General features: G+C 39.7%; 27 protein-coding genes and 2 pseudogenes. All 29 read right to left on the bottom strand.

Features of this window, described 5'->3' with window-relative positions:
* A pseudogene (locus DXB39_RS11625) lies at nucleotides 1–414 on the bottom strand (lysine--tRNA ligase); the annotation flags it as partial.
* A gap of 120 nt (nucleotides 415–534) precedes the next feature.
* Nucleotides 535–1911, bottom strand: coding sequence for a sensor histidine kinase (locus DXB39_RS11620; RefSeq protein ID WP_117841910.1), 1377 nt, complete (start codon nucleotides 1909–1911; stop codon nucleotides 535–537).
* Complete coding sequence (locus DXB39_RS11615; protein ID WP_117841909.1) at nucleotides 1899–2561, bottom strand: response regulator transcription factor; 663 nt, start codon at nucleotides 2559–2561, stop codon at nucleotides 1899–1901. Before DXB39_RS11615 ends, DXB39_RS11620 begins: the two co-directional genes overlap by 13 nt.
* 14 nt (nucleotides 2562–2575) lie before the next feature.
* On the bottom strand, nucleotides 2576–3316 hold the full coding sequence (locus DXB39_RS11610; protein ID WP_117841908.1) for a lantibiotic immunity ABC transporter MutG family permease subunit: 741 nt from the start codon (nucleotides 3314–3316) through the stop codon (nucleotides 2576–2578).
* A 1-nt stretch (nucleotide 3317) separates the two neighbouring features.
* The gene (locus DXB39_RS11605; protein ID WP_117841907.1) at nucleotides 3318–4049 is read right to left on the bottom strand and encodes a lantibiotic immunity ABC transporter MutE/EpiE family permease subunit; all 732 of its coding nucleotides are present in this window, start codon (nucleotides 4047–4049) and stop codon (nucleotides 3318–3320) included.
* A complete protein-coding gene (locus tag DXB39_RS11600) occupies nucleotides 4042–4755 on the bottom strand; it encodes a lantibiotic protection ABC transporter ATP-binding protein (protein WP_117841906.1) in 714 nt (237 codons plus the stop codon). Before DXB39_RS11600 ends, DXB39_RS11605 begins: the two co-directional genes overlap by 8 nt.
* Nucleotides 4756–4842: 87 nt before the next feature.
* On the bottom strand, nucleotides 4843–5466 hold the full coding sequence (locus DXB39_RS11595; protein WP_117841957.1) for a GNAT family N-acetyltransferase: 624 nt from the start codon (nucleotides 5464–5466) through the stop codon (nucleotides 4843–4845).
* Nucleotides 5467–5485: 19 nt separating this feature from the next.
* Entirely contained in the window at nucleotides 5486–6067 is a 582-nt protein-coding gene (locus DXB39_RS11590; RefSeq protein WP_117841905.1) for a TetR/AcrR family transcriptional regulator, read from the bottom strand.
* A 392-nt stretch (nucleotides 6068–6459) separates the two neighbouring features.
* Nucleotides 6460–7128, bottom strand: a complete 669-nt coding sequence (locus tag DXB39_RS11585) for a hypothetical protein (RefSeq protein WP_008402220.1) — start codon at nucleotides 7126–7128, stop codon at nucleotides 6460–6462.
* A 55-nt stretch (nucleotides 7129–7183) separates the two neighbouring features.
* Nucleotides 7184–7612, bottom strand: coding sequence for a hypothetical protein (locus DXB39_RS11580; RefSeq protein ID WP_055291182.1), 429 nt, complete (start codon nucleotides 7610–7612; stop codon nucleotides 7184–7186).
* 39 nt (nucleotides 7613–7651) lie between these two features.
* Nucleotides 7652–7972 carry a type II toxin-antitoxin system RelE/ParE family toxin gene (locus DXB39_RS11575; RefSeq protein ID WP_015553868.1) on the bottom strand — a complete coding sequence of 107 codons (321 nt, stop codon included), beginning with the start codon at nucleotides 7970–7972 and terminating at the stop codon, nucleotides 7652–7654.
* Nucleotides 7972–8274, bottom strand: coding sequence for a type II toxin-antitoxin system RelB/DinJ family antitoxin (locus DXB39_RS11570; protein WP_176694763.1), 303 nt, complete (start codon nucleotides 8272–8274; stop codon nucleotides 7972–7974). The genes DXB39_RS11575 and DXB39_RS11570 overlap by 1 nt, the downstream gene beginning before the upstream one ends.
* Nucleotides 8275–8328: 54 nt before the next feature.
* Nucleotides 8329–9300 (bottom strand): site-specific tyrosine recombinase/integron integrase, encoded by a 972-nt coding sequence (xerA, locus tag DXB39_RS11565; RefSeq protein ID WP_117841904.1) that lies wholly within the window; start codon nucleotides 9298–9300, stop codon nucleotides 8329–8331.
* Between the two features lie 74 nt (nucleotides 9301–9374).
* Entirely contained in the window at nucleotides 9375–9593 is a 219-nt protein-coding gene (locus tag DXB39_RS11560; protein WP_055057416.1) for a hypothetical protein, read from the bottom strand.
* Between the two features lie 11 nt (nucleotides 9594–9604).
* The gene (locus DXB39_RS11555; RefSeq protein ID WP_055057417.1) at nucleotides 9605–10075 is read right to left on the bottom strand and encodes a helix-turn-helix domain-containing protein; all 471 of its coding nucleotides are present in this window, start codon (nucleotides 10073–10075) and stop codon (nucleotides 9605–9607) included.
* Nucleotides 10076–10261: 186 nt separating this feature from the next.
* On the bottom strand, nucleotides 10262–10804 hold the full coding sequence (locus DXB39_RS11550; protein ID WP_117841903.1) for a GDSL-type esterase/lipase family protein: 543 nt from the start codon (nucleotides 10802–10804) through the stop codon (nucleotides 10262–10264).
* A 72-nt stretch (nucleotides 10805–10876) separates the two neighbouring features.
* Entirely contained in the window at nucleotides 10877–12073 is a 1197-nt protein-coding gene (locus DXB39_RS11545; RefSeq protein WP_117841902.1) for an ATP-binding protein, read from the bottom strand.
* A gap of 382 nt (nucleotides 12074–12455) precedes the next feature.
* Nucleotides 12456–12635 (bottom strand): annotated as a pseudogene (locus DXB39_RS15165) (YoaP domain-containing protein); the annotation flags it as partial.
* A gap of 277 nt (nucleotides 12636–12912) precedes the next feature.
* Nucleotides 12913–14049 carry a Fic family protein gene (locus DXB39_RS11535; RefSeq protein ID WP_117841900.1) on the bottom strand — a complete coding sequence of 379 codons (1137 nt, stop codon included), beginning with the start codon at nucleotides 14047–14049 and terminating at the stop codon, nucleotides 12913–12915.
* 82 nt (nucleotides 14050–14131) lie between these two features.
* On the bottom strand, nucleotides 14132–16087 hold the full coding sequence (gene lysS, locus DXB39_RS11530; RefSeq protein WP_117841899.1) for a lysine--tRNA ligase: 1956 nt from the start codon (nucleotides 16085–16087) through the stop codon (nucleotides 14132–14134).
* 18 nt (nucleotides 16088–16105) lie between these two features.
* Complete coding sequence (greA, locus tag DXB39_RS11525; RefSeq protein ID WP_117841898.1) at nucleotides 16106–16585, bottom strand: transcription elongation factor GreA; 480 nt, start codon at nucleotides 16583–16585, stop codon at nucleotides 16106–16108.
* 29 nt (nucleotides 16586–16614) lie between these two features.
* Complete coding sequence (locus DXB39_RS11520; RefSeq protein ID WP_117841897.1) at nucleotides 16615–17244, bottom strand: hypothetical protein; 630 nt, start codon at nucleotides 17242–17244, stop codon at nucleotides 16615–16617.
* Nucleotides 17241–18215 carry a tRNA dihydrouridine synthase DusB gene (gene dusB, locus DXB39_RS11515; protein WP_117841896.1) on the bottom strand — a complete coding sequence of 325 codons (975 nt, stop codon included), beginning with the start codon at nucleotides 18213–18215 and terminating at the stop codon, nucleotides 17241–17243. The genes DXB39_RS11520 and dusB overlap by 4 nt, the downstream gene beginning before the upstream one ends.
* On the bottom strand, nucleotides 18212–18982 hold the full coding sequence (locus DXB39_RS11510; RefSeq protein ID WP_117698119.1) for a type III pantothenate kinase: 771 nt from the start codon (nucleotides 18980–18982) through the stop codon (nucleotides 18212–18214). The genes dusB and DXB39_RS11510 overlap by 4 nt, the downstream gene beginning before the upstream one ends.
* Before the next feature lies 1 nt (nucleotide 18983).
* A complete protein-coding gene (locus DXB39_RS11505; protein WP_022242890.1) occupies nucleotides 18984–19331 on the bottom strand; it encodes a DUF6145 family protein in 348 nt (115 codons plus the stop codon).
* A gap of 94 nt (nucleotides 19332–19425) precedes the next feature.
* On the bottom strand, nucleotides 19426–20403 hold the full coding sequence (locus tag DXB39_RS11500; RefSeq protein WP_117841895.1) for a biotin--[acetyl-CoA-carboxylase] ligase: 978 nt from the start codon (nucleotides 20401–20403) through the stop codon (nucleotides 19426–19428).
* A 6-nt stretch (nucleotides 20404–20409) separates the two neighbouring features.
* Entirely contained in the window at nucleotides 20410–21399 is a 990-nt protein-coding gene (gene argF, locus DXB39_RS11495; RefSeq protein WP_117698162.1) for an ornithine carbamoyltransferase, read from the bottom strand.
* A 100-nt stretch (nucleotides 21400–21499) separates the two neighbouring features.
* Nucleotides 21500–22426: an SPFH domain-containing protein gene (locus DXB39_RS11490; protein ID WP_117841894.1), complete on the bottom strand. Its 927-nt coding sequence runs from the start codon at nucleotides 22424–22426 to the stop codon at nucleotides 21500–21502.
* Nucleotides 22427–22557: 131 nt separating this feature from the next.
* Nucleotides 22558–23739: a cell wall hydrolase gene (locus DXB39_RS11485; protein WP_117841893.1), complete on the bottom strand. Its 1182-nt coding sequence runs from the start codon at nucleotides 23737–23739 to the stop codon at nucleotides 22558–22560.
* Nucleotides 23740–23805 lie beyond the last annotated feature (66 nt).

The raw sequence follows: 23805 nt of genomic DNA, 5'->3' as shown, positions 1-23805 counted from the left end.
CAGGTTATTCACTGCGGAAAGTAACATACCACAGGAATCAATTCCCATCATCTTACGTGGTGGAAGATTTGTGATGGCGATAAGTGTCTTGCCAACAAGCTCTTCTGGCTCATAATAAGCGTGGATTCCGCTTAAAATAGTACGGTCTGTGCCTGTTCCGTCATCAAGTGTGAACTGTAACAGTTTCTTTGACTTAGGAACTGCTACACACTCTTTTACCTTAACAGCTCTGAAATCTGACTTGCTGAATGTATCAAAGTCTACTTCTTCCTCAAATAAAGGTTCAATCTTTACATTGGAGAAGTCAATCTTTTCAACCGGTTCTGCAGCCTGCGCAGAAGCAGTGCCTGCAGCCTGTACTTCGTTGTTGTTAGATGCCTTAGCTGCCTTTTTATCGGAATCAAGACTCTTCATTGTCGGGAGCTTTTTCGCTCCTACTGTAAAGAGCTGTAAGATGATTTACATTTCTTTAAATCATTACATATTAGATAAAAGCATGTAAAATTTCTTTTACATAGCTTAATTGCGGTCTATTTAGCTTGTTTCTTGACTACTCAGGAAAAATATTTCTACCCTCGCCCCACCTGTATTTTCAGAATTTGAAAGTTTAATACCTCCACCATATTTTTCAGCCACAGTTTTTGCAAAAAATAGTCCCATCCCATAATGGGCTTCGCCATTTCTACTTGTGTCATCCATAAAAAACTGCTCTGTGCCATGCAATAATGCTTCTTTTGTAAATCCTGATCCGCTATCCTCCACAATGAATGTCAGCCGGCCATCCTGCTCCTTTGCGTCAATATAAATGATTCCATTTTCTTTTGTATGCTCCACTGCATTCTGAATCACATTCATTACGGCTCGGAACATTGGATCATAAGCAATCGTTACCTTTTTATCACTTTGTTCCGCCTTCCAATCTATCTTCTGGTGATAGATTTCTACCAGTCCGAGTGCCTGTTCCTTTATATCTGCGAAAAAATCTTCTAACCTCACCGTTGTATAGGTAACATCACTGCAATTCCATGATTTTGTGACATCTATCAACTGTTTTACATAACTTTGTATCTGTGTTGTGCCGTTCAAAACATAAGTGATATTTTTCTTCTGTTCTGTGGTCAGTTCAGTCTCTGAAAGTAGTTCTGCATTTCCCCGTACAATCGTAAGAGGTGTTTTAATATCATGCGCCAAAGCAGACATCTGCTGTTTCTTTTCCTGCTCTGTTTTCCACTGCTTTTCTAAAGATTCTCGCAATGCATCTCGCATATCATCGATTGCCGATAAACAGTCATCAAACTCTTTGATACCGGAACAGGATGTCTCATATTCCAGATTTTGATCCTTTATTTGTCCGATTGCGTCTAATACAGGCTGCATCTGCTTTTTGATTCTTTTTCCAAAACGTATGGACGGAATGATGATAATCGCTACCGCTCCAATCACAGACATAATACTCATCACATTCTGTGGTCCTATAAAATGCTCCCTCAAAAAAGCTGAATGATATTGAGGTGTCAGGCGATATTGCAATACAACATATTCATTTTCCCTTACAATTACTTTATAAAAATATTTCCCGGATGCGTTTCCGTACTTTGCAACATTCCATGCTATCTGTTCGTATTGTTCTGACAGATCTCCACCTATTTTCTCTCCATTCTCTGAAAAGATTACATAATCACAAAGTGCAGGAATCATCTCAGCAGTTACTTTATCCGCACGTAAAATCGTATCATATGCTTCATTAATCTTTTGCTCTGCATAATTCGCCGGATAGATACAGCCCACACTAATCAAAAGGTACAGCAGCAGCCAAGCAACAATCACCAAACCTACTAATGATCCAAGCATGACCAGTACATATCTCATAAAAATCCAGCTGAGTGCATTGCTTCTCTTTACTCTTCCCATTTATATCCAATCCCCCAGACTGTTTTTATCGGTGTATAATCATAATCCGCAAATTTTGCTCTTATATTTTTGATATGCGTGATAATGGTACTGTCATTACTCTCACTGTCAAAACCAAAGACCTCTTCTAAAATCTGTTCTTTCGAGAAAACCTGTCCCCTGTTTTTAGCCAGGAATTCACAAATTTCGTACTCCGCTTTCGTAAGAGGAACTTCCTTATCATCCATCAACAGTTTCTTTTGAGACATCTGAATGCAGACTCTCCCTAAAACCATCCGGACAGAATGTTCCCTGTGCTCTCTTCTAAGATGTGCATGAATCCTTGCCCGAAGTTCCCTCACTCCAAATGGCTTTGAAATATAATCATCTGCTCCCAACGAAAGTCCGTTCACCAGACTTTTTTCCTCCGTTTTTGCGGTAAGAAACAAAATCGGACAATCCACAAGTGCCCTGATTCTTTTGCATAATTCAAAGCCGTCCATTCCAGGCATCATAATGTCAAGTAAAATCAGGTCATAACGATGTAATTCTTCCATATTAAGTTTCAGCGGATTACTTACTTTGGTAACCAGATGTCCATCCTTATTCAAAATGCTTTCTATCATTTCCAGAATTGCCGGTTCATCATCAACTGCCAGTATTTTTGCCATAGTTTCCCTCGATTCTATTCCGATATTCTGTTTCCTTCCCAGTGGTTTACCCACCAAAAATAGTATACCATACTAATCACTGTAAATATTAAGCAACCTGGTATGAATGACAACCATTCACCTACACTAGTTTCTCCCAATACAGATTGCAGATAAGTATATGGTACTCTACCCGTCCAGCAGACAAATACATATTTCCACACATAATCTCCAAGTCCGGTAAGCATCAATGCACTAATTAGTCCTGATATAATCCCTGCTCCAATGGATACCCCTTTTCCAAACTGAAAAGCCAGAATCAGCTGCCACAGATAAAGTGGAACACTGCTTCCCCACAGCAGCAATGCTGCAAATATACATCCTTTCATGATTTCGATATCGCTTGATGCGATTCTTCCAAATCCAATTCCGAATATGATTGCTGTCAATAGGATAGAGCACAGACACAAAACCAGTAGCATCAACAGTTTCGATAAAAATGCTGCAGGTTTATCCGGTAAAGACAACAGATTTTGAAAATCACCTGCATTTTGTTCCTGTTCCATCACACTTGCTGTAAAAATTCCAATAAGTACCGGAAGTCCTGCTCCTATTGCCTGATAAAATGCAATCACTTTCATATTTTCATTCCATGGTGAAAAAAAGTAATATATTAAGAATATAACGCTGGTTATAATCGGAATCAGTAAGTGTGCCAGAATCACAGATGTTCCTTTCATCTTTCGCAAGTCTGCATTCAGAGATCTTCCAATCATCTTATTTCACCTCTCTTCTCTCAAACCATTTCAAAAACAGAACCGTTACAAAAACAAACCAGATGATTGAGAGACACATTCCCGGAGCAATGACTCCCGTATTCAAAAATGGATTCCCCGATTCTGCCGCAAGACCATTCGGTAAAATATGAAGTAACGGACACATCATTCGCATAGGGATTGCCGAAACAAGTACATACCAGATCCTGGTTTGTGATATTACCACACCGCTGACGGTAATAAACAGGCAGACGAACAGGTTTACAATCATTCCAAAGCGTTCGCTTAAAAACAAAGCTACCGGAATCTCCCATAACTCAGAAAACGTCAGAAACAATACTGCAATCAACGCTCCTTTCACCGGAACATGTGTCGTTAGAAGAAAGCCTCCAAGCGTTGCTCCTGCAAACACAATCACATTGGAAAACAGAATCATGCACCCAATATAAATAATTTTCCCCAGCAACAATTTTCTTCTGTCTGTTGGAATAGTCGTTAAATGATAGTATTTTATCTTTTTCTCCTGCGCCACAGAAAGATAACAAAATAGGGCAATCATCCCCGGCAGCAAAAGTGTATACCACCAGTTCCAAACACTTTCTGCATAAGCATTTGTCATCCCAAGAGTAAATATAAATGCCATGACAAATGTAAGAAGCGGAAATCCCCAGATAAACTTTTTTCGCATGGTTCTTTTGGCTTTTTGATGTTCTGCTTTTATAATATTAACCATGGATTTCACCTGCTTTCTGGTTTTTTCTTACCACATTCATAAACAAATCTTCAAGATTATCTCCCTGCTTTAATGCTCCTTCGTATCCTAAGATTCCACCTGAAATAATCCCGACTTTATCTGCAAGTAACTGTACCTCCGAGAGAATATGACTGGAGAGAATTACAGTGATTCCCTGTTCCGGAAAAGACCGGATCAGCTCTCGTAATTCCTCGATGCCTATTGGATCTAATCCATTCGTAGGTTCATCCAATATCAAAAGTTCCGGTTCTCCAAGCAATGCCATTGCAATGCCTAGTCTTTGCTTCATCCCCAAAGAAAACTGTCCTGCTTTCTTCTTTCCGGTGTTTGTAAGTGATACAATCTGCAAGACCTCATCAATTCTGTTTTCATCTGTACCAAGCAATAATTGTCTTACTTTCAAATTCTCTCTGGCGGAAAGATTTTCATAAATAGGCGGATTCTCAATTAACGCTCCTATTTTTGATAAATCTTTCCTATCCCAAAGTTTTCCATCAAAGTAAATCTTTCCTGCAGTGGGTTTCATCATACCGGTCAACATTTTCAATATGGTAGATTTTCCCGCACCATTCGGTCCAAGCAGTCCATAAATCTTTCCCTTTTCGATATTAAGCGAAACATTATTTACCGCTTTCTGTTTTCTAAAATATTTACATAGATTTTGTGTCTGCAACATCATTTCCATCTTTACTATCCTTCCTTCTATATTTCATTTCTCACTGAAATATAATCTATCAGGGAAAAATAAAGATTTGATGAAGCTTGCTACATTTTAGAAAATCTGTCCCGGAAGTTTTTTCTTCTCCATATACGGGAACTCTCTATCAAATGCCTCTGCTTCCTTTTCATTTACCAGATAACCTGCCGGAGGTGCATACTCTCCTGTAATTCCATTAAGATATCCCGGCATCAGTTCTTCGCACAGAAAAAAAGATGCATCCTCGCCTTCCGGCAATCCATGATAGCGGATGCCAAACTCACTCGCCTGTCTGAATCCGCTTTTTCCATAAAAATCAATATTTCCTTCAAAACATAGTGCTCCGCATCCAAGCTCTTTTGCTTTTTCTAAAGAATAATCCAGTAAAATCTTTCCATACCCCTTCCTTTTAAGCTCCGGTGCAATACAGATCGGTCCCATAGTCATAATGGTAATACTTCTGCCATCATCGGCTGCAATCACAGCCTTCATAAACATGTTCTGTCCAATTAACTGTCCATCTAATGTCATGACAAAATCCAGTTCCGGAACAAATGCCGGATCGTTGCGAAGCTGATGGAGTACATAATGCTCCAGACAGCCTGGTCGATACACATTCCAGAAACTCTCCCTTACCAGATTTTCTACCTCATGGTATTCATTTTCTCTTTCCAATCGAATGATAATATTTTCCTTCATTTTCTTTTTCTCCACTTCTTTATATAATGCTGCTAATACTTTTTTCAAACTGCTCTTTTATTCTTTTTTTATCCTTTGCTCCATCATACAGACTATAGTAGAAAAACATGATGGAATAAAACATGGTTGCTTTTTTATCTGCCTCCACTATCCCCATGCTCTTGAATAAATCCTTCACATATTCTGCCGGACCAGACACAAGATACTGCTGATACAATGCCTGCATCTCCTCATTCCGAAACTGCTCTAACGTAAGCATCTTTCGAAATGACGATGCAAAATCATTTTCTGTCCAATACGAAAACATAGATTTACTGTATTCCACGAAATTGTCCGTAGAAATCTCTTCATACTGTTCAGGTTCATTTTCCTTTTTATCAGCAGGCATATCATGTGATTCTGCCTGTTCGCCATCCCCCTGCTCCATCCTTTTTACAATATGTTCAAAAATATCTCTCTTACTCTCATAATGCCTATACAATGCACCTTTTGTCATGCCAAGCTCACCCGCAATCTGACTGACAGAAACTGCTTCATATCCATCTCTCGCAAATAAATGTAATGCAACAATCAATATATCTTCCTTTGTAGTTTTTGACATACCCAAACCTCCTGCCCATAAAATAAACGACCGTTTACATTTTGATCATAGTAAACGGCCGTTTATTTGTCAAGTCAGATATCTCTACACATTTTTACATAACTTTGTTTATGATAATTTTGTCTTTAATGGGAAACAGATGTCAATCTCCATATAACCATCTTCCTCTATCTTCCGATAAATATCAATAATCGGTCGCTCATCCAGCTCATTCTTTCCCTTAGGAGGACTCATAAACAAGGGGAAAACGATATAACACGATACAAGATGTAATCGAAAGGATACCAGTGAAAGGTTTAGTATTTTCAAGGGGGCGACGAGATTTTTATAACAAGATATAACAGTTATTAAATCCTTTAAAAATCGTCATCTGAAAACTGGAATTTGACTAATTATTGTGTTTTAATGATTCTATAAACTACCCCCAATTGAGCAGGGTATGTTTCTTGAATCATTCCATTAAACCATATTGTAACGATATCTCCCACCTGAACATCTTCCGCTAAATTTTCTGCCGATACATAATACTCTCCATCATTCATCTGACAAAAGCCTTCAGCTGTACTCACATGCGTTACAAGAAGTTCTCCATCATCGGTAATTTCTTTTACTTTTGCATTAAAATTGATAACCTCTATTGGAATAGACGTATCATCTTTTTCAATATCTCTAAATATGATTCGTTCGTCATCAATGACTACTATGAGCTGACCTTCAGAACTCCTTTGATAATGATATCCGCTTCCGAAATTTGATTGATTATTTTCAGATGGTAACTCTGTCCCTGCCACTGTTGACACAATTTCTCCATCCATTGTTCCACAACCAGGCATTGACGCTACATATCCTGTGTCTTTATATATAACACCATCAACCATAACACATGGAGGATATGAGCCAGTATCTGCTATTTGCTCATTTTGTACTACATCATCATTTTCTTTATTTTCTGTTTCTACGGACACATTTCCAGACACAGGTTCTTTATTTTCTTGATTCGTTCCACATCCAGCCATTCCCAGCACCATACATAATACAAGCAGATAGATTACTTTTTTCATAATACATGCCTCCTTAACTTATATTTTTTAACTCTATAAACTGGAATTTGTCGCTTTAATACCCGTGGTCAACATGTTCCCAATTCCCACTGTCATTCCTAATTAGAATCCATTTCCAATCATCATATGTTGAATCCGGATTAAGCGAACCATCCCCGCCTGATGAGTCTACATCGAAAGATGATAATATTACGATTGCTTCATCCGCGTCATATTGTTCAGCCCATTCATCAAATTCATCGGCGTATGTATCTCCGGGATAGGACAGTTTTGTCAGTGTGCAGCCGTCAAATTCGTTGCCGAAATAGTCTTTTACTGTTTGGAAAGCCGCCTCAATATCACTGTCTGAATATATTTCCGATGGTTTCCAATCAGGAATTTGAACATTGTCAATATTCCCACCACTATTCTTTCCACTACAGCCGGCAAGAACAAAAATCATTATCAAAGCTGTCAGAAAACAGAATAAAGTTTTCCTATTCATTTTTCGATACCTCCTACGAATTCAAATAAACGCGTGCTTTTATAGCTCGCCTCTCAAACGTGCTTCTATATCAGATGCCGTGTATAACACATCCGTTACAATTACCCTTTCGTCACGGATTGTGTAAAACACTGAATAATTATCGACGAGCATTCTACGCAACTCCATTCTCTTTTCCGGCTCAGAATCCATAATCCTAAATCGTTCCGGGAAAGTGTCTAATGTAAGTATTTCATCAGCAATGCGATTATATTGCCCCATTGCATTATCCGGAGCAAGCAAATCTATAGCAATATAATTGTATATATCTTCCATATCCTGCAAAGCTTCTTTTGTAATCTCTACCTTATATTGCTTCATTAATGCCTCTCTCTAAATGCCACAAACGCACTAGCTGCATCCTCAACATTTCCTTTCTCTATATCGGCATATCCTTTTTCTAACTTTTGATGAATCTGTGTAGCAGACATCATATCTGCATTCACTGAATTAGCTGCTTTTGGTAGTACAATAGAAAAGGGAATTCCTCCTACTAATGATATTTGTTTTAAATACATATCTATAGCAGTAGCCATTGGTATCCCTAATTGTGCCAATACACTTTCTGCATTTTCTTTTACATCTGGATTTACTCTTATATTTAATGTTGCTGTTTTTCCCATAGAATACACCTCCATCTTTCTTTTATTGTAACGTCTTTTGCGTTACAAGTCAATCTATGAAATATATTTTCGATGCGATAGCTTCACATTGTTTTGATTAACCATTGCATATCTGAGCGTTGTATCTATTTGCTCATGTCCCAGAATTTTCTGTACCTGTTCAATCGGCATACCTTTCTCAATTGCTCTGGTGGCCATAGTCCTTCTGAACTTATGTGGGTGTACCTTTTCTACACCTAACTTCTTCCCCATTTCTCGTAATCGTAACTCCACACCGCTTTCAGTAAGTCTACTGTGTGGTTTGTTTAACGACACAAATAACGCTATATTATTATCTGTCCTTGATTCAATATAATTCAACAAATGAATTTTGGTCTTAGCATCAAAATATGCTTTCCTCTCTTTGTCTCCTTTGCCATAAACCACGCATTCCCGCTCAGAGAAATCTATATCATCAATGTTCAGCCTTACCAATTCGCCTACTCTAATTCCTGTTGAAAGCAGAAAATCAATCATTGCCCTATCACGCAGATTATTACAATTATCTCTAAGAATTTCTATTTTCTCATCTGGAATGGTATCTTTTACAATAACGGCAGTCTTTACCTTATGAATTCTTTTCATTGGGCTTTTTATAATATAGTCCTCTTCCTCTAGCCACGAAAAAAATGTGGAAAGACTTCTACGAATATTATCAATAGTTACCTTTCCACAATTATTTATCGTTTGATACTCTACAAGATATTTTCGTAGCATCTCGGTCGTTATCTTTATGACCGGAATATTTATTGTATCCAACATCTTTTCAATATTACACCTATAATAGCGTATTGTTTTGTCAGAACACCCTTCTAAATGCTTTGCAGTTAAAAACATATCTAGAAAGTCCATATTCGTTGTCTGCAAATAATCAGATACAGTATTTTCAGATAACCGTTTTACCAACACCTCTTGTAGTTTCTGCATCTGCGATGCATTTAATACTTCTGCCATGTCATTGATGATGTCATAAATTTCTCTACCCATAAGAGCGCACTCCTTTTTGAAGGAGTATATCGTAGAAAAATCAGCACATCAACAGAGCGTATTACTGGAAGTTGTTAGCCTATTCTCTTTTTGAAATACAGTGCAATTACAACGCATACCACAATAGCAATTGCAAAAGGAATTGCTACCAAAAATGCAGTCGAGACTGGAGCACTATAACCAGCATATTTGATGCCCCACATCATGTCGCAATAGTTATATGCAACAACAGCACACATCACATCAGACAGAAGAACAGCCAAAATCAAAAACAAATTAGATATAGTTTTCATAAAAATCCTCCTTATTTGTTCGATGTACTTTTAAGGAGCAAAACAGCACCGGCAATAATTGCTACAAGGCAGATAAGTAGGAAAATTCCGTTTCCGTCTATTGTTATCATGGAAGATGTTCCAATTTGTTCCGATGCAGACGGCATAAAAACAGATACAATTCCCCAAGCAATCAACAAGACTACTCCAATGATACAAGTGGCTATACCAAGGATGCGCTTCTCACGCTTGTTCGTTGCCTCAGTTTGATGGACTTCTAAACTCACAGCGTTTTCTGATATTGAATTTTCTTCTTTCATCAAATAGTCCAGTGAAACATCAAAATACTTACTGATTGAAATAAGAGTATCGGTTTCCGGAACTGCTTTTCCAGACTCCCACTTTGATATAGCTTGTCTGGACACGCCTAATTGCTCGGCAAGCTGCTCCTGTGAAAGAGCTCTTTTCTTTCGGAGTTCGTATAGTTTTTCTGAAAGTGCCATGTTCTCCTCCTTTCACCCAGAGCATACCCCAATAGCCGGTATAATACTATACATCTTGGTATGCAATTACGCAACCCACGGTAGCAACTGCATATTGTCATGGTTTTACATCAAATCAAGCGATAACTGTGCCAATAAATTCCGATTTGTTTACTTTTTGTTCCACTAATAAAACCCTTTCATGAATTACAAATAAGGCTTTAAAAACTTAAAAACATTCAAATATCCATTTGCATACATATGTACACCATCAATGGCATACTCCGATTTCTGTTCACCATGTTCATCAACAAGTGCTTCATTACAATCAAGGTAACGACAACCGTATTTTTCTGCTATTTCTTTTAATCGATGATTACATAATATAAGATTTTCAGGAGTACGGAGTTTCATCCATTGGATTGATTGTTCTGTCTGCCATGGCAGGTGAAGATTTGCAGGATAAAACGCCATGATAAAAATTTCCACATCTGGAATACGGAATTTGATAATTTCCATGATTCTACAGATATTATCCATTAAATGTAACATCCACTGATCTCCAAATCGTTCTTTTGTAATATCATTAGTACCGATATTGATAAATATCTTTGATGGCTCAAGATCTAAAAGCAATGTATCGATATTTTCCAGAAACTCATCTGTATTCAATCCACTAACGCCGCGATTATATATCACTTGTTCGATACCCTGACTTCGTGCAATTTCACAGACAGGAAACATTTCCATCAAGGATGATCCTGTAAAAAGAATTTGTCCTGTTGACTCCCGATTTTCTTAATTATACAAACTGGAATTCATCTATCTGCATCGCAGCCATCTGCAAATATCGACCACCTGCACACCCTGATAATCATAAGTTTCATGATGTGTCCTTGCAATTACCATCTTAGGATATGCATCTCGTATTGCAAGCAATGGCGAATATTCCCTCTCAAATGTTGTTTCATCTGAAATATTGTCACTTACCTGAATGTATATCAGTGTGTCTCGTTTCTTTGCTACAAAGTCCACTTCTTTTTTATAAAGTTTACCAACATATACCTCATAACCTCTCCTTCGTAACTCCAGATAAACAATATTCTCATAAACCCTTCCAAAGTCCATATTTCGTGTACCATTGACTGCATATCGAAATGCTGGATCACAAAGATAAAACTTACTATTGTTTTCGAGATATTTTTTCCCCTTTAGGTCATACCGTTTTGCCTCATAAAATAGAAATGCGTTCTCTAAATAACCAATGTATTTTGATACTGTCTTTCTGGTAATCTCTCTTTGGTCATTATTTAATGTCTTGCAGATATTATTGGGAGAAAGCAGGTTGCCAATATTATCCATCATAAATTCAGATATACTGGCAAACTCTGATGTATTTCTTATTCTATATTTCTCAACCAAATCTCTTATAAGAATAGTCCCATACACATCTCTGATATAATCATACTGTCTATCCTCTGTCTTATATACATAAGCTCCTGGCATACCACCGGTTCGGACATACTGATCAAATGCATCATCATACCCATCCGTAATTCCATAATAAGTCAGATATTCCACAAAAGAAAAAGGATATACCTCTATTTCCATCGTTCTTCCAGTAAAAAGTGTTGCCAGATCTGAACTTAACAAAAATGCATTTGATCCGGTAACATAAATATCATAGATTCCTTTTGTATAAATACTATTGATTGCAAGTTCGAACTGAGGGCACATCTGAACCTCATCAATCAATAATACGTTATTCATTCCTTCTTTATATTGACCCAGGATATACTTATGCAATGCATGATATTCCAGTAAATGATCAAACTCTAATTCCTGAAGGTTTATCATTACAATATTGCTCTTTTCCTCTAACGACTGCAGATAAGTGATAAATTCCTGCAGCAAAACAGACTTGCCGCTCCGTCTGATGCCCGTGATTACTTTTATATCTGGCGTCCCATATAATTCAATCAATTCATCTAGATACTTTTGCCTTACCATAAACTGCATATCACTATCTCCTATTCCCATTTTTTTAAATTTCTTTATATTTTGGTAATACATTTCATGCATATTCTAGCACAGTCAGCTGCTTCTGTCATTATTCTATTCCCATTTTTCTCAAATAATTCATTTTCTGGTAATGGCATTTTCTTATAGAACAAAAAAGCAGCAGACATTTCGTAAGCACATGGTTTGACGTTTCTTCCTAAAACAGACCACTCTGATTGCAGTTTAAATAGACTATCTTCACACCATTCATTTTAAATCTCGCCTCTGCATTGCCCTGTGGATACGGCTTCTTCCTGCTGTAACTGCAATCCATGACACCATTCTATTTCAGCGTATGAATATCCTCAACCTACGGAGAGTAGAGTTCGAATTTGCTCATTTATTTTTCCATCCCATCCAGAAGCTTTATAAATCTTTTATCATTCATCTGCTCATTCGTAAGGTATTCTCCATTATAAAACAATGCATAGGTTGTAACCGGTGTCGGAGCATTTTGTGCTTCTTCTTTCGTTTCCAATCTGGTTGCCTGAAACGGAACCTCTCTTTCCCTGGCAACTTCAAGAACACGGTATGTGTGCAAATGATGAAAAATTTGTGCAAAAAAAGAGGTGCTGCATTGTGCAAACACCTCTTTAGATAGATTTTTAAACGATTCTAAATTTCTATTATCTGCTCCACTTTTTTCTGAATATTGTCTAAGTTATCATGAAATATCTTAGTATAGTCCAATTTATTTATCCTTTAACCCATAACATTGGTACAACATATCTCTCATTTTTTCATTGAAAATTATAGCCCAAAAAGGCATTTTTGTTCAATGAACTTAATCTGTTAAATTACATCTTAAATTTATATTTTCCTTTTCCGTGACCGGACACTGGTTCAATAATATCTGCCTGCACCAAATTGGAAAGAAGTTTTGAAGCACCTGAACCTTTTAGCTCAAGAAGCTCCATAACTGCACTTCTTCCAAACACCTCATCAAAGCCAAACCTTTTAAAAAGTCTATGAATATGAACTGTCGTTTTTACTGAAAAATCACTACCTTTTTCGGAAAGCACACTTTCAATATCCACTTTTGTTTCTTGAATGTCCACTTTTTCATTCTCAATATCCACTTTCGAATCTCCAATGTCCACTTTTTCTTCGTTCAAAAGTCCACTTATATGAAGATTTCGATTATGAAGCTCATTTTTCTCGTTCAAGAGCAGATTTCTGAGAAACGCTTCCAGATACTCTGTTGTTTCGTGAATGCCTTTTTGCAGATTCGTATAATTTGCACGGACAAGTGCATTTCTAAAATACCACGCATTTTCCGCAAATATATCATTTGTTACAGAAAAGCCAAGTGTCCCGAGATACTTGATAAAGAATACTGCCGTTGTCCTTGTGTTACCCTCACCGAAAATGTGGATTTGCCACAATCGTGAAACAAACACTGCAAGATGATGGATAATCTCATCCATCGAAAGTCCTTTATAGCTGAAATCCCTTTCCTGTGAAAAATCATATTCAAGCGTCTCTCTCAATTCTGATGCACTTCCATACATTACAGTTGCGCCATCAAGTACCCACTCTTTTTTCGTAATATTGTAATCTCTGATTTTCCCGGCATGCTTATATATTCCCCGAAAAAGTTTACGATGGATTGAGATATATTCATTTGGAGAAAAGGAAAATGCTGTTTCAGAAAGTATCCCTGCAATACGGGAAGATACCTTATCCGCTTCTTCTATACGTTCCTCATCCGAAAAATGCACAGGTTCTTCCCCATAATAGCTGTCGATAAGGCTCTGTGCTTCTTTCATTGTGATTTTGCCTTCAATATTCTGAATGGCAGTATCAATCAAATATTTAGATGGTTTGAGTCCGTCCACTGCCTGAAGTCCGATTGCCGTACTCCAGGCATAGCTTTTGCCTGCTTTGTCTGGTTCTGCCTCTTTCAGATATTCTTTAAATGGATCTTTTTCCATACCTGCTACCTCAATTCATATGCATTACCTTTATGGCAAAATCCCCCACCAGTAAACTGATGGGGAATATCTATTTTTATTCTTAATATAATTTTGCACCAGCAGGAATATGGTTATCAACCATAAGAAGATGAAGTTCTTCATCCTCTGAATCCTTCAGGTTATTCACTGCGGAAAGTAACATACCACAGGAATCAATTCCCATCATCTTACGTGGTGGAAGATTTGTGATGGCGATAAGTGTCTTGCCAACAAGCTCTTCTGGCTCATAATAAGCGTGGATTCCGCTTAAAATAGTACGGTCTGTGCCGGTTCCGTCATCAAGAGTAAACTGTAACAGTTTCTTTGACTTTGGTACTGCAACACATTCCTTAACCTTTACCGCACGGAAATCAGACTTGCTGAATGTATCGAAATCAACCTCTTCCTCGAATAAAGGCTCAACTTTTACATTTGAAAAATCAATCTTCTCATTTGCTGTAAAGAATCCGTTGTTATCGTTTGCAGCTTCTGCTGCATCTCCCTCGGAAGACTTAGAAGCCTTCTTGTCAGAGTCTAATGACTTCATCGTCGGGAAGAGCAATACGTCACGGATTGCCGGTGAATCTGTCAGCAGCATAACCAGACGGTCGATTCCATATCCGATTCCACCGGTAGGCGGCATACCAATCTCCAATGCATTTAAGAAATCTTCATCGGTATGGTTTGCTTCCTCATCGCCAGCTTCGAATGCAGCATCCTGTGCAGCAAAACGCTCACGCTGGTCAATCGGGTCATTTAACTCGGAATATGCATTACACATTTCCCATGTATTGATAAATAATTCAAAACGTTCTACCTTGGTTGGGTCAGACGGTTTCTTCTTGGTAAGCGGAGAAATTGCTACCGGATGATCCATGATAAAGGTCGGCTGAATCAGTTCTTTCTCACAGAATTCTTCGAAAAAGAGGTTGATGATATCACCCTTGGTATGACGCTCTTCGAATTCAATGTGATGTTCTCTTGCCAGCGCCTTTGCAGCTTCATCATCTGCTACGGTATCAAAATCGATGCCGGCATATTTCTTGATGGCATCGTTCATGGTCAGACGCTCAAAAGGCTTTCCAAGGTCGATTTCAATGCCATTGTAAGTAATCTTTGTAGTGCCGCATACTTTTTCTGCAAGATAACGGAACATGCTCTCGGTAAGTTCCATCATGCCTTCATAATCAGTGTATGCCTGGTATAACTCCATCAATGTAAATTCCGGATTGTGGCGGGTATCAACACCTTCGTTACGGAATACACGTCCGATTTCGTATACACGCTCTAAACCGCCAACAATCAGTCTCTTTAAGTATAACTCAAGAGAAATACGAAGCTTTACATCTTCATTTAATGCATTGTAATGTGTCTCAAATGGTCTCGCTGCAGCTCCTCCGGCATTGGATACAAGCATCGGAGTCTCTACTTCCATGAAGTCACGTCCAGCTAAGAAATTACGGATTTCCTTGATAATCTGGGAACGTTTGATGAAAGTCTGCTTGGAATCCTGATTCATGATAAGGTCTACATAACGCTGACGGTATCTGGTATCGGTATCAGTAAGTCCGTGGAACTTCTCCGGTAAAATCTGTAAGCTCTTGGATAATAAAGTTACCTCAGATGCATGGATAGAGATTTCTCCTGTCTTGGTCTTAAATACCTTTCCTTTGATTCCTAAAATATCTCCGATATCATATTTCTTGAAATCTTTATAAGAATCTTCTCCGATTTCATCTCTTGCGACATATGCCTGAATGCTTCCCTTTAAATCCTGTACATTACAGAAAGAAGCTTTTCCCATCACACGCTTAAACATCATACGGCCTGCGATAGATACCTCTTTTCCCTCAAAAGCATCAAAGTCGTCTTTGATATCTGTGCTGTGGTTTGTTACATCATATTTGGTTATCTGGAACGGATCTTTTCCATTTTCCTGAAGTTCTTTTAACTTATCACGGCGCACCTTGATTAACTGGTTAATATCCTGTTCCTGTACGTTCTTCTGTTCCGCCATCTTTGTTCTCCTAATCTGTTAGTTTGATCTTTGGATTCCTAATACTTTATATTTTAAGTTACCCATCTGGGTCTCAACTTCTACTACGTCACCAACGCCGGCACCGATTAATGCTTTACCAACCGGAGACTCGTTGGAAATCTTTCCCTTTAAGCTGTTTGCCTCTGTAGAACCAACAATTTTATATTCCAGTTCCTCATCGAATTCCATATCAAGGATTTTTACCTGACATCCGATGTTAATCTTGTCTAAATCAACTTCTTCTTCTACTACGACTTCTGCATTCTTTAAGATTTTCTCGATCTGTTCGATTCTTGCTTCGATATCACGCTGCTCATCTTTTGCTGCATCATACTCAGCGTTCTCAGATAAGTCTCCCTGCTCTCTTGCTTCTTTAATCTTCTGTGCAACTTCTTTTCTTCTGACCACTTTCAGATTCTGTAACTCGTCTTCCAGTTTCTGTAAACCCTGATAGGTCAAAATGTTTTTCTTATCCATGCTTATTAGCCCTTCCTTTTATAGATTTTCTATTCTGCATAAAATTCTCGCTCTAATCGATCTGGAACCGCTCCACAGCCTGCAAAACCGGTTCCCTTAACAATCATAATATTATACCCAATAGGTACCTCAATGTCAAGATTTGCCCGCTGATACCAGTTCCTTTTATAAATGGAAATATAGATACTTTTTTCCGATAGAAATTCTTCCCGGATTCTTCCGTCAGCTTCAAAATCCAGTATCAGTCTGCCCTCTTCCGGACCGGTTCCCTTTTGAATTGCATTTTCCTCTTTTCCAATCACTTCTACAATCAGTCCCAGTTCCTCATAGAGATACTCTATTTCCCCTTGGTGATGTTCTGACTGACCGGTGCAAAGTGTATATACATTAAGTCCCGGATAAAGCTGCCGGAGCATATACTGTTCTTCCTCCTGCTGAAGATATTCCTCCGCTTCCGCATCAATGACAAACAGCCGCATGTCCCGGTAGGAAATGTCTTTCTGCTCTAATACTGCTTCGATTATTTTCCGAAAAAATGCATTGCAGGGAAAATAAATTTCTTTTTCAATCAGGTCATCCTGATGGCTATTCCTGTTTTCTGATTGCAGATTGCTTTTATTCCTGCGTAAAAGACTTTTTAATTTTTTCCACCATTTCATGCTTCATTATATGATGCAAAGGTTTCTAATAATTCCTCCAGCTGTTCGTAAGTCTCCACTTCATTGAGCAGGCTTCGAAGCCTGGATGCATGCTTGTAGCCGCCGGTGTACCAGGCTGCGTGCTTACGCATTTCCCGCATTCCGGTAAATTCGCCCTTAAAGGCAATCTGCATCTTTGCATGACGCAGCACCATATCCACCATTTCTTTGGCGGATGGCTTCGGCAGTTCTTCCCCCGTTTCTAAGAAATGGTTAATCTGTGCAAATATCCATGGATTTCCCTGTGCTCCCCTTGCTATCATCAGCCCGTCACAGCCGGTTTCCTGCTGCATCCGATATGCATCCTGCGGTGTAAAAATATCACCGTTTCCGATGACCGGAATCTTTACTGCTTCTTTCACTTTCCGGATAATCTCCCAGTCCGCTTTGCCGGAATAATACTGTTCCCTGGTCCGTCCATGCACCGCAATGGCAGCTGCCCCGGACTCTTCCGCAATATGTGCCATCTCTACTGCATTGACATGGGCATCATCAAAGCCCTTTCTGATTTTTACCGTCAGAGGCTTCTTTATGGCTTTCGCTGTCTTTTCGATGATTTCACCTGCCAGAATCGGATTTTTCATCAGTGCAGAGCCGTCACCATTATTGACTACCTTTGGCACCGGACATCCCATATTGATGTCGAGAATATCAAACGGTCGATACTCGATACGCTTTGCCATTTCGCTCATAATTTCCGGGTCGGAGCCAAAAAGCTGCAGGGAAACCGGATGTTCCCGCTCATCAATGGCAAGCAGGCTCTCGGTATTCTTATTATTATAATAAATGCCTTTAGCACTGACCATTTCCATGCAGATAAGTCCTGCTCCCTGCTCTTTGCAAAGTACACGAAATGGCAGGTCTGTTACCCCTGCCATTGGTGCTAATATCAAATTATTATCAAGTGTTACATTTCCTATTGTCAGTTTCATCGTTTCTGTTTTGCGTAAATAAGACGCATTCCTTCTAATGTCAGTGTCGGATTGTAGTACTGAATATATTTTGTCTCATTTGCAATGATTTTACCCAGTCCGCCGGTTGCAACTACTTTTACATCCTTAAGTCCGGATTCTTTTATCATATTTTTTACAATATATTCTGTCTGTCCAATCTGTCCGAATATCAGTCCTGCCTGCATACTGCTGATGGTTTCTCTTGCAAGAATGGTAGACGGTTTCTTAATCTCGATTTCCGGAAGCTTCGCCGCATCTTCCCAGAGTGCCTTTGCAGAAATGCGGATTCCCGGTGAAGTTACTCCTGCGAAGAAATCTCCATTTCCATTGACGAAGTCATAGGTGGTTGCTGTACCATAGTCGATTACGACAACCGGTCCGCCATAAAGCTCATATGCACCTACAGCGTCTACAATACGGTCTGCGCCAATCTGTGCCGGATTCTCGGATGTGATACGGATTCCTGTCTTCACGCCCGGTTCCACCACCATTGGCTGAATATCAAAATATTTAATCATTCCACTGCATAGGGAATGCATGACATTTGGTACTACCGATGAAATGATGGCATCCTTGATTTCATTATGGGAAATCTCGTTATGCTCTAATAAATCAATGATTGTAATACCGTATTCATCAGAAGTTCTCTGCATTTTTGTTGTCATACGAAATGTTGTGATTAATTTTTCCTTATCAAACACTCCAATGGTAATGTTGGTATTTCCTACGTCAATTGCCAGTAACATATTAGTCCTCCTTATCTTCTGTGAATTCTTCTCCCAGGAAAAATACACGGTAATACATTTCAAGCGATTCAAAGAGCTCTGTCTTTTCCCGCTGCATCTGTTTGATTTTTAACACACTGCCGATTTCATCATAGAAGAAATCTCCATCCTCACATTCCGTCCGGAAATTAAGATTTCCCTCTTTGTCAAATATAAGCTGCAGTGTTCCTCCGATATCCTCTGTATACAGTACACAAAGAATATTCAAGTCCTCTTTGATTCCCTCCGGAAGTCCGTTAAACAACGGATTCAGATAGAATTTCTTGGTATAAGCGCTGGAACCGCATAAAACGATTTCTTCCTGCTCCATATATTCATACTCCTTTTTCTTGTTTATGCCTTTTTTATATCTGGTAAATGTGGCTTTTCCTGTCTATCCTATAAACATCTATCTCGATGCATATCTACACATATCCATAAATCCCGCGGACAGATACTTCCCCGGAAGACACCAGTTTTCTTGCTTCCCAGGTATCCACGATTAATTCGCCCCGGTCGGTAATGCCCTGTGCCACTCCCTCAAATGGCTCTTTCGGGTCTAACACTCTTACCTTCTGCCCTTTATTGGCAAGGCTTGCATCGTATTCCTTCCGCAGATCCCGCAGATCCTGATATGCCATAAACCGGTCATAATAATGCTCGAATTCTTCCCAGACAGCTTCTATTAATCCTGCACGGTTTACCCGTTTTCCACTTTGTAACAGAAGTGAGGTGGCATTCTGCGCAATTTCTTCCGGGAAACTTTCATTATTCACATTAATACCAATGCCTACCACAATATGGTTTACATAATCCATCTGTGCACTCATTTCCGTCAGAATTCCTACTACTTTCTTACCGTTGATGACAATATCATTTGGCCACTTTATCTTTGCTTCCATACCGGTGCAGCGGGTAATGCCCTTTGCCACTGCCATGGCTGCCACCAGTGTCAGCATGGATGCATTGGAAGGATTCAGCTCCGGTTTTAAAATCAGTGTCATAAAGATTCCGGTTCCCGGCAGGGAACTCCAGCCTCTTCCCCGTCTGCCTTTTCCGGCATCCTGCTGGTCTGCCACCACAAGGGTTCCATGCTCTGCACCCTCTTCTGCAAGACGGCTGGCTCTTACATTAGTAGAATCTGTTTCATCATAATAATAGATTTTCTTTCCAATCCAGTCTGTTTTACGGATGCTGCTCAATTCATTTTCGCTTAAGATATCCGGTGCACCTACAATCCGGTAGCCCCGGTTCTGCACCGCTTCAATTTCATAGCCATCCTTTTTCAACTGATTGATTGCCTTCCACACTGCGGTTCTTGATACACCAAAGCGTTCACAAAGCTCCTGTCCGGAAACATAACCTTCCGCTTCCCGCAGTGCTGCAAGTATTTTTGCTTTCATAGGTTCTTATTCTCCTAAAGTTGCAAGCATAACTGCCTTTATCGTATGCATACGATTTTCTGCTTCATCAAATACGATGGATTTCTCACTTTCAAATACTTCGTCGGTTACTTCCAGCTCGGAGTATCCGAATTTCTCATAGACATCCTGTCCAATCCTGGTCTTAAGGTCATGGAATGCTGGGAGACAATGCATAAACAACGCCTGCTCTCCTGCATTATCCATCAGCTTCTTATTTACCTGATATGGCATCAGGTCTGTAATACGCTCTTTCCAGGCCTCTTCCGGCTCACCCATGGATACCCACACATCAGTATAGACAATGTCTGCGCCCCTGGTTCCTTCCATGGCATCTTCTGTCAGAGTAATGGTTCCGCCTGTGCGGGATGCCACATCTTCACAATATGTAACCAGCTTTGGATCCGGGAAATATTTTTTATTGGTACATGCCACAAAATGCATTCCCAGTTTTGCACAGGTTACCATCAGGGAATTTCCCATATTATAACGGGCATCTCCCATATATGCCAGCTTTACACCCTTTAATCTGCCAAGATGCTCTCGGATGGTTAACATATCTGCTAACATCTGGGTCGGATGAAATTCATTGGTCAGTCCGTTCCATACCGGTACGCCTGCATATTTTGCCAGTTCTTCTACGATATCCTGTCCATAGCCACGATATTCGATTCCGTCAAACATACGTCCCAAAACTCTTGCGGTATCCGGAATGCTCTCTTTCTTTCCAATCTGGGAGCCTGACGGGTCAAGGTAAGTTACGTGCATGCCAAGGTCATGGGCTGCCACTTCAAAAGAACAACGGGTTCTGGTACTGGTCTTTTCAAAAATCAGTGCAATATTTTTGCCAATCAAGCTGTCATGCAGAATACCCTGTTTCTTCTTTGCTTTCAGGTCTGCTGCCAGATCTATCATATAGAGGATTTCTTCTGGTTCAAAATCCATCAGTTTTAAGAAATTACGTCCTTTTAAATTCATTGCTTTTTCCTCTTTTCTTCTTACTCTTTGATACAAAACGGGCTGTCCTACATAGATGTGGCAGCCCGATTTCATTTTAGGTTTATGGTTTCCTTTTTAATTATTTTTCTCCGGCAACCTCTGTAATTGATTTTACCAGTCCTGCAACGCCCTGTATCTCAGATGGAATGATAATCTTTGTTGCCTTTCCGTCCGCAGCCTTTGCAAAAGCTTCCAGGCTCTTAAGCTGTAATACAGCATCGTCCGGTGCTGCTTCTTTCAAGAAACGAAGTCCGTCTGCATTTGCCTGCTGAATCTTTAAGATTGCTTCTGCCTGACCTTCTGCTTCTTTTACGGTTGCTTCCTTCTGTGCCTCTGCACGTAAAATTGCGGCAGTCTTCTCTGCCTCTGCATCTAAGATTGCTGATTCTTTCTTACCTTCTGCTACAAGAATCGTAGATTTCTTCTCACCTTCTGCACGAAGAATTGCTTCACGTCTTTCACGCTCTGCCTTCATCTGTTTCTCCATGGCATCCTGAATTGCCTTTGGTGGGATGATATTCTTTAACTCTACACGGTTTACCTTGATTCCCCATGGGTCTGTTGCCACATCCAGGGAAGCTCTCATCTTGGTATTGATGGTCTCTCTTGAAGTAAGGGTCTCATCTAATTCCAGATCACCGATGATATTACGAAGTGTGGTTGCTGTCAGATTTTCGATTGCCATAATCGGATTTTCAACACCGTAAGCAAATAACTTCGGGTCTGTAATCTGGAAATATACAACGGTGTCAATCTGCATGGTTACATTATCTTTGGTAATTACCGGCTGTGGTGGGAAATCAACCACCTGCTCTTTTAAAAGAACTCTCTTTGCGATACGGTCAATAAACGGTGCTTTAAAATGAAGACCTACGCCCCAGGTTGCAAGATATCCGCCCAGACGCTCTACAACAACTGCATTTGCCTGCGGTACAATCTTGATACAGGATACAATAATTACCAGTACTAGTATTACTAAAATGATAAGTGCTATTAATCCTTCCATTTTTACCCTCCAAAACTTATATTTTGAATAACTATTCACATATTACTATACTTTTTCCAAGATTACAACAGGGTGCCAAAAACTTCTTTTGACACCCTGACTTTATACTCTCTTATATTTTTTACATTTTCCTAGAAAAATACATGGTTTCCGATGACTACTCCTGCCTGACCGGAACTTGCACGGCGGAAGCTTAATGCACCACCGGTATTATCTACACCGGATAATGCTTCCTGTGCTGCCTGTAAACAGCTTCCACTGACACCGCTTGAAATAACAGATGCAACTTTTCCGTTTCCTGCTGGTGTAAACTGACCGCTCTGGTAAATTACATCATAAAGACTGGATGGATATGCACCACTTCTCAGACGGTTCATAACAACTGCTCCGACTGCCAGCTGGCCTTCATAACACTCACTGCCTGCTTCGCACTGGATTAATGCAGCAAGAAGTGTTACTTCATCACAGTTTGCTGCTACAGATGCATTCTGTGTTACCATGGTTGTTGTAGTCTGTGCAGCTTTCTTTGCTGCCTCTTCTGCAGCCTTCTCTTCCAATGCAGCTCTTTCTTCTTCCATGGAAACTGCTGATGCTACATTTAAGGATACGGTTACATAATCTGCAGATACAAATGCAGTGGAATTCTTTAAGCTGACTGCGACCCATCCTTCCGGAGATTCTGTCTGTGTATCAACTACAAGCTTATCTCCTTCTGATGCTGCCTTGATAACAGATGCATCCGGATTTGCTTCACTGCGGACACGAAGACCACCGGTGGTTACGGTTGCTACGGTGTCACATACGGTCTGTGCATAAGCATATGCTTCCTGACCTGCCACACAATATTCGCTCTTTACATATCCGTCTACAGAACCGGATGTAATATGATACCAGCCATCTAATGTCTCTACGATATCAGCTGCTGCACCTTTATATAATTTTCCAATTACTTCAGACTCTCCATCTGCGGAGCTTCTTATATATAAGAAATCATCCACATCTGCCATAAGCTTACTATTCCATGCCTGCTGCTCCTCACTGAGCTGAGGCTCCTCTTCCTGTGCTTCTGCAACAACCACTACATCTGCACGTTCAATGGATGCCTGCTCGGTTGCCGCGTCTCCCAATGATGCCAATTCTTCTATAATGCCGGCGGAGCCATCTGCCTGTACATCTGCCACAGCCTTTGTTTCCTGCTGTGGTTCCGGTACATTTTCTACTGGTGCTGTCTGCATAACTGCTGTGACTGCGGTTACAACGGTAAGCATCACTGCTATAATTGTGCTCTCAATCACTCTTTTTCTTAAATTCATTTTGACCTCCATAACATATATCCTGTTTTTCTTTTTTTAAGGATTATTAACAAGTATATGTCATTT

Source organism: Roseburia sp. OM03-7AC (genome assembly GCF_003462625.1).
Classification (GTDB): domain Bacteria; phylum Bacillota; class Clostridia; order Lachnospirales; family Lachnospiraceae; genus Roseburia_C; species Roseburia_C amylophila.
This window is presented reverse-complemented; position numbering and strand designations above follow the sequence as displayed.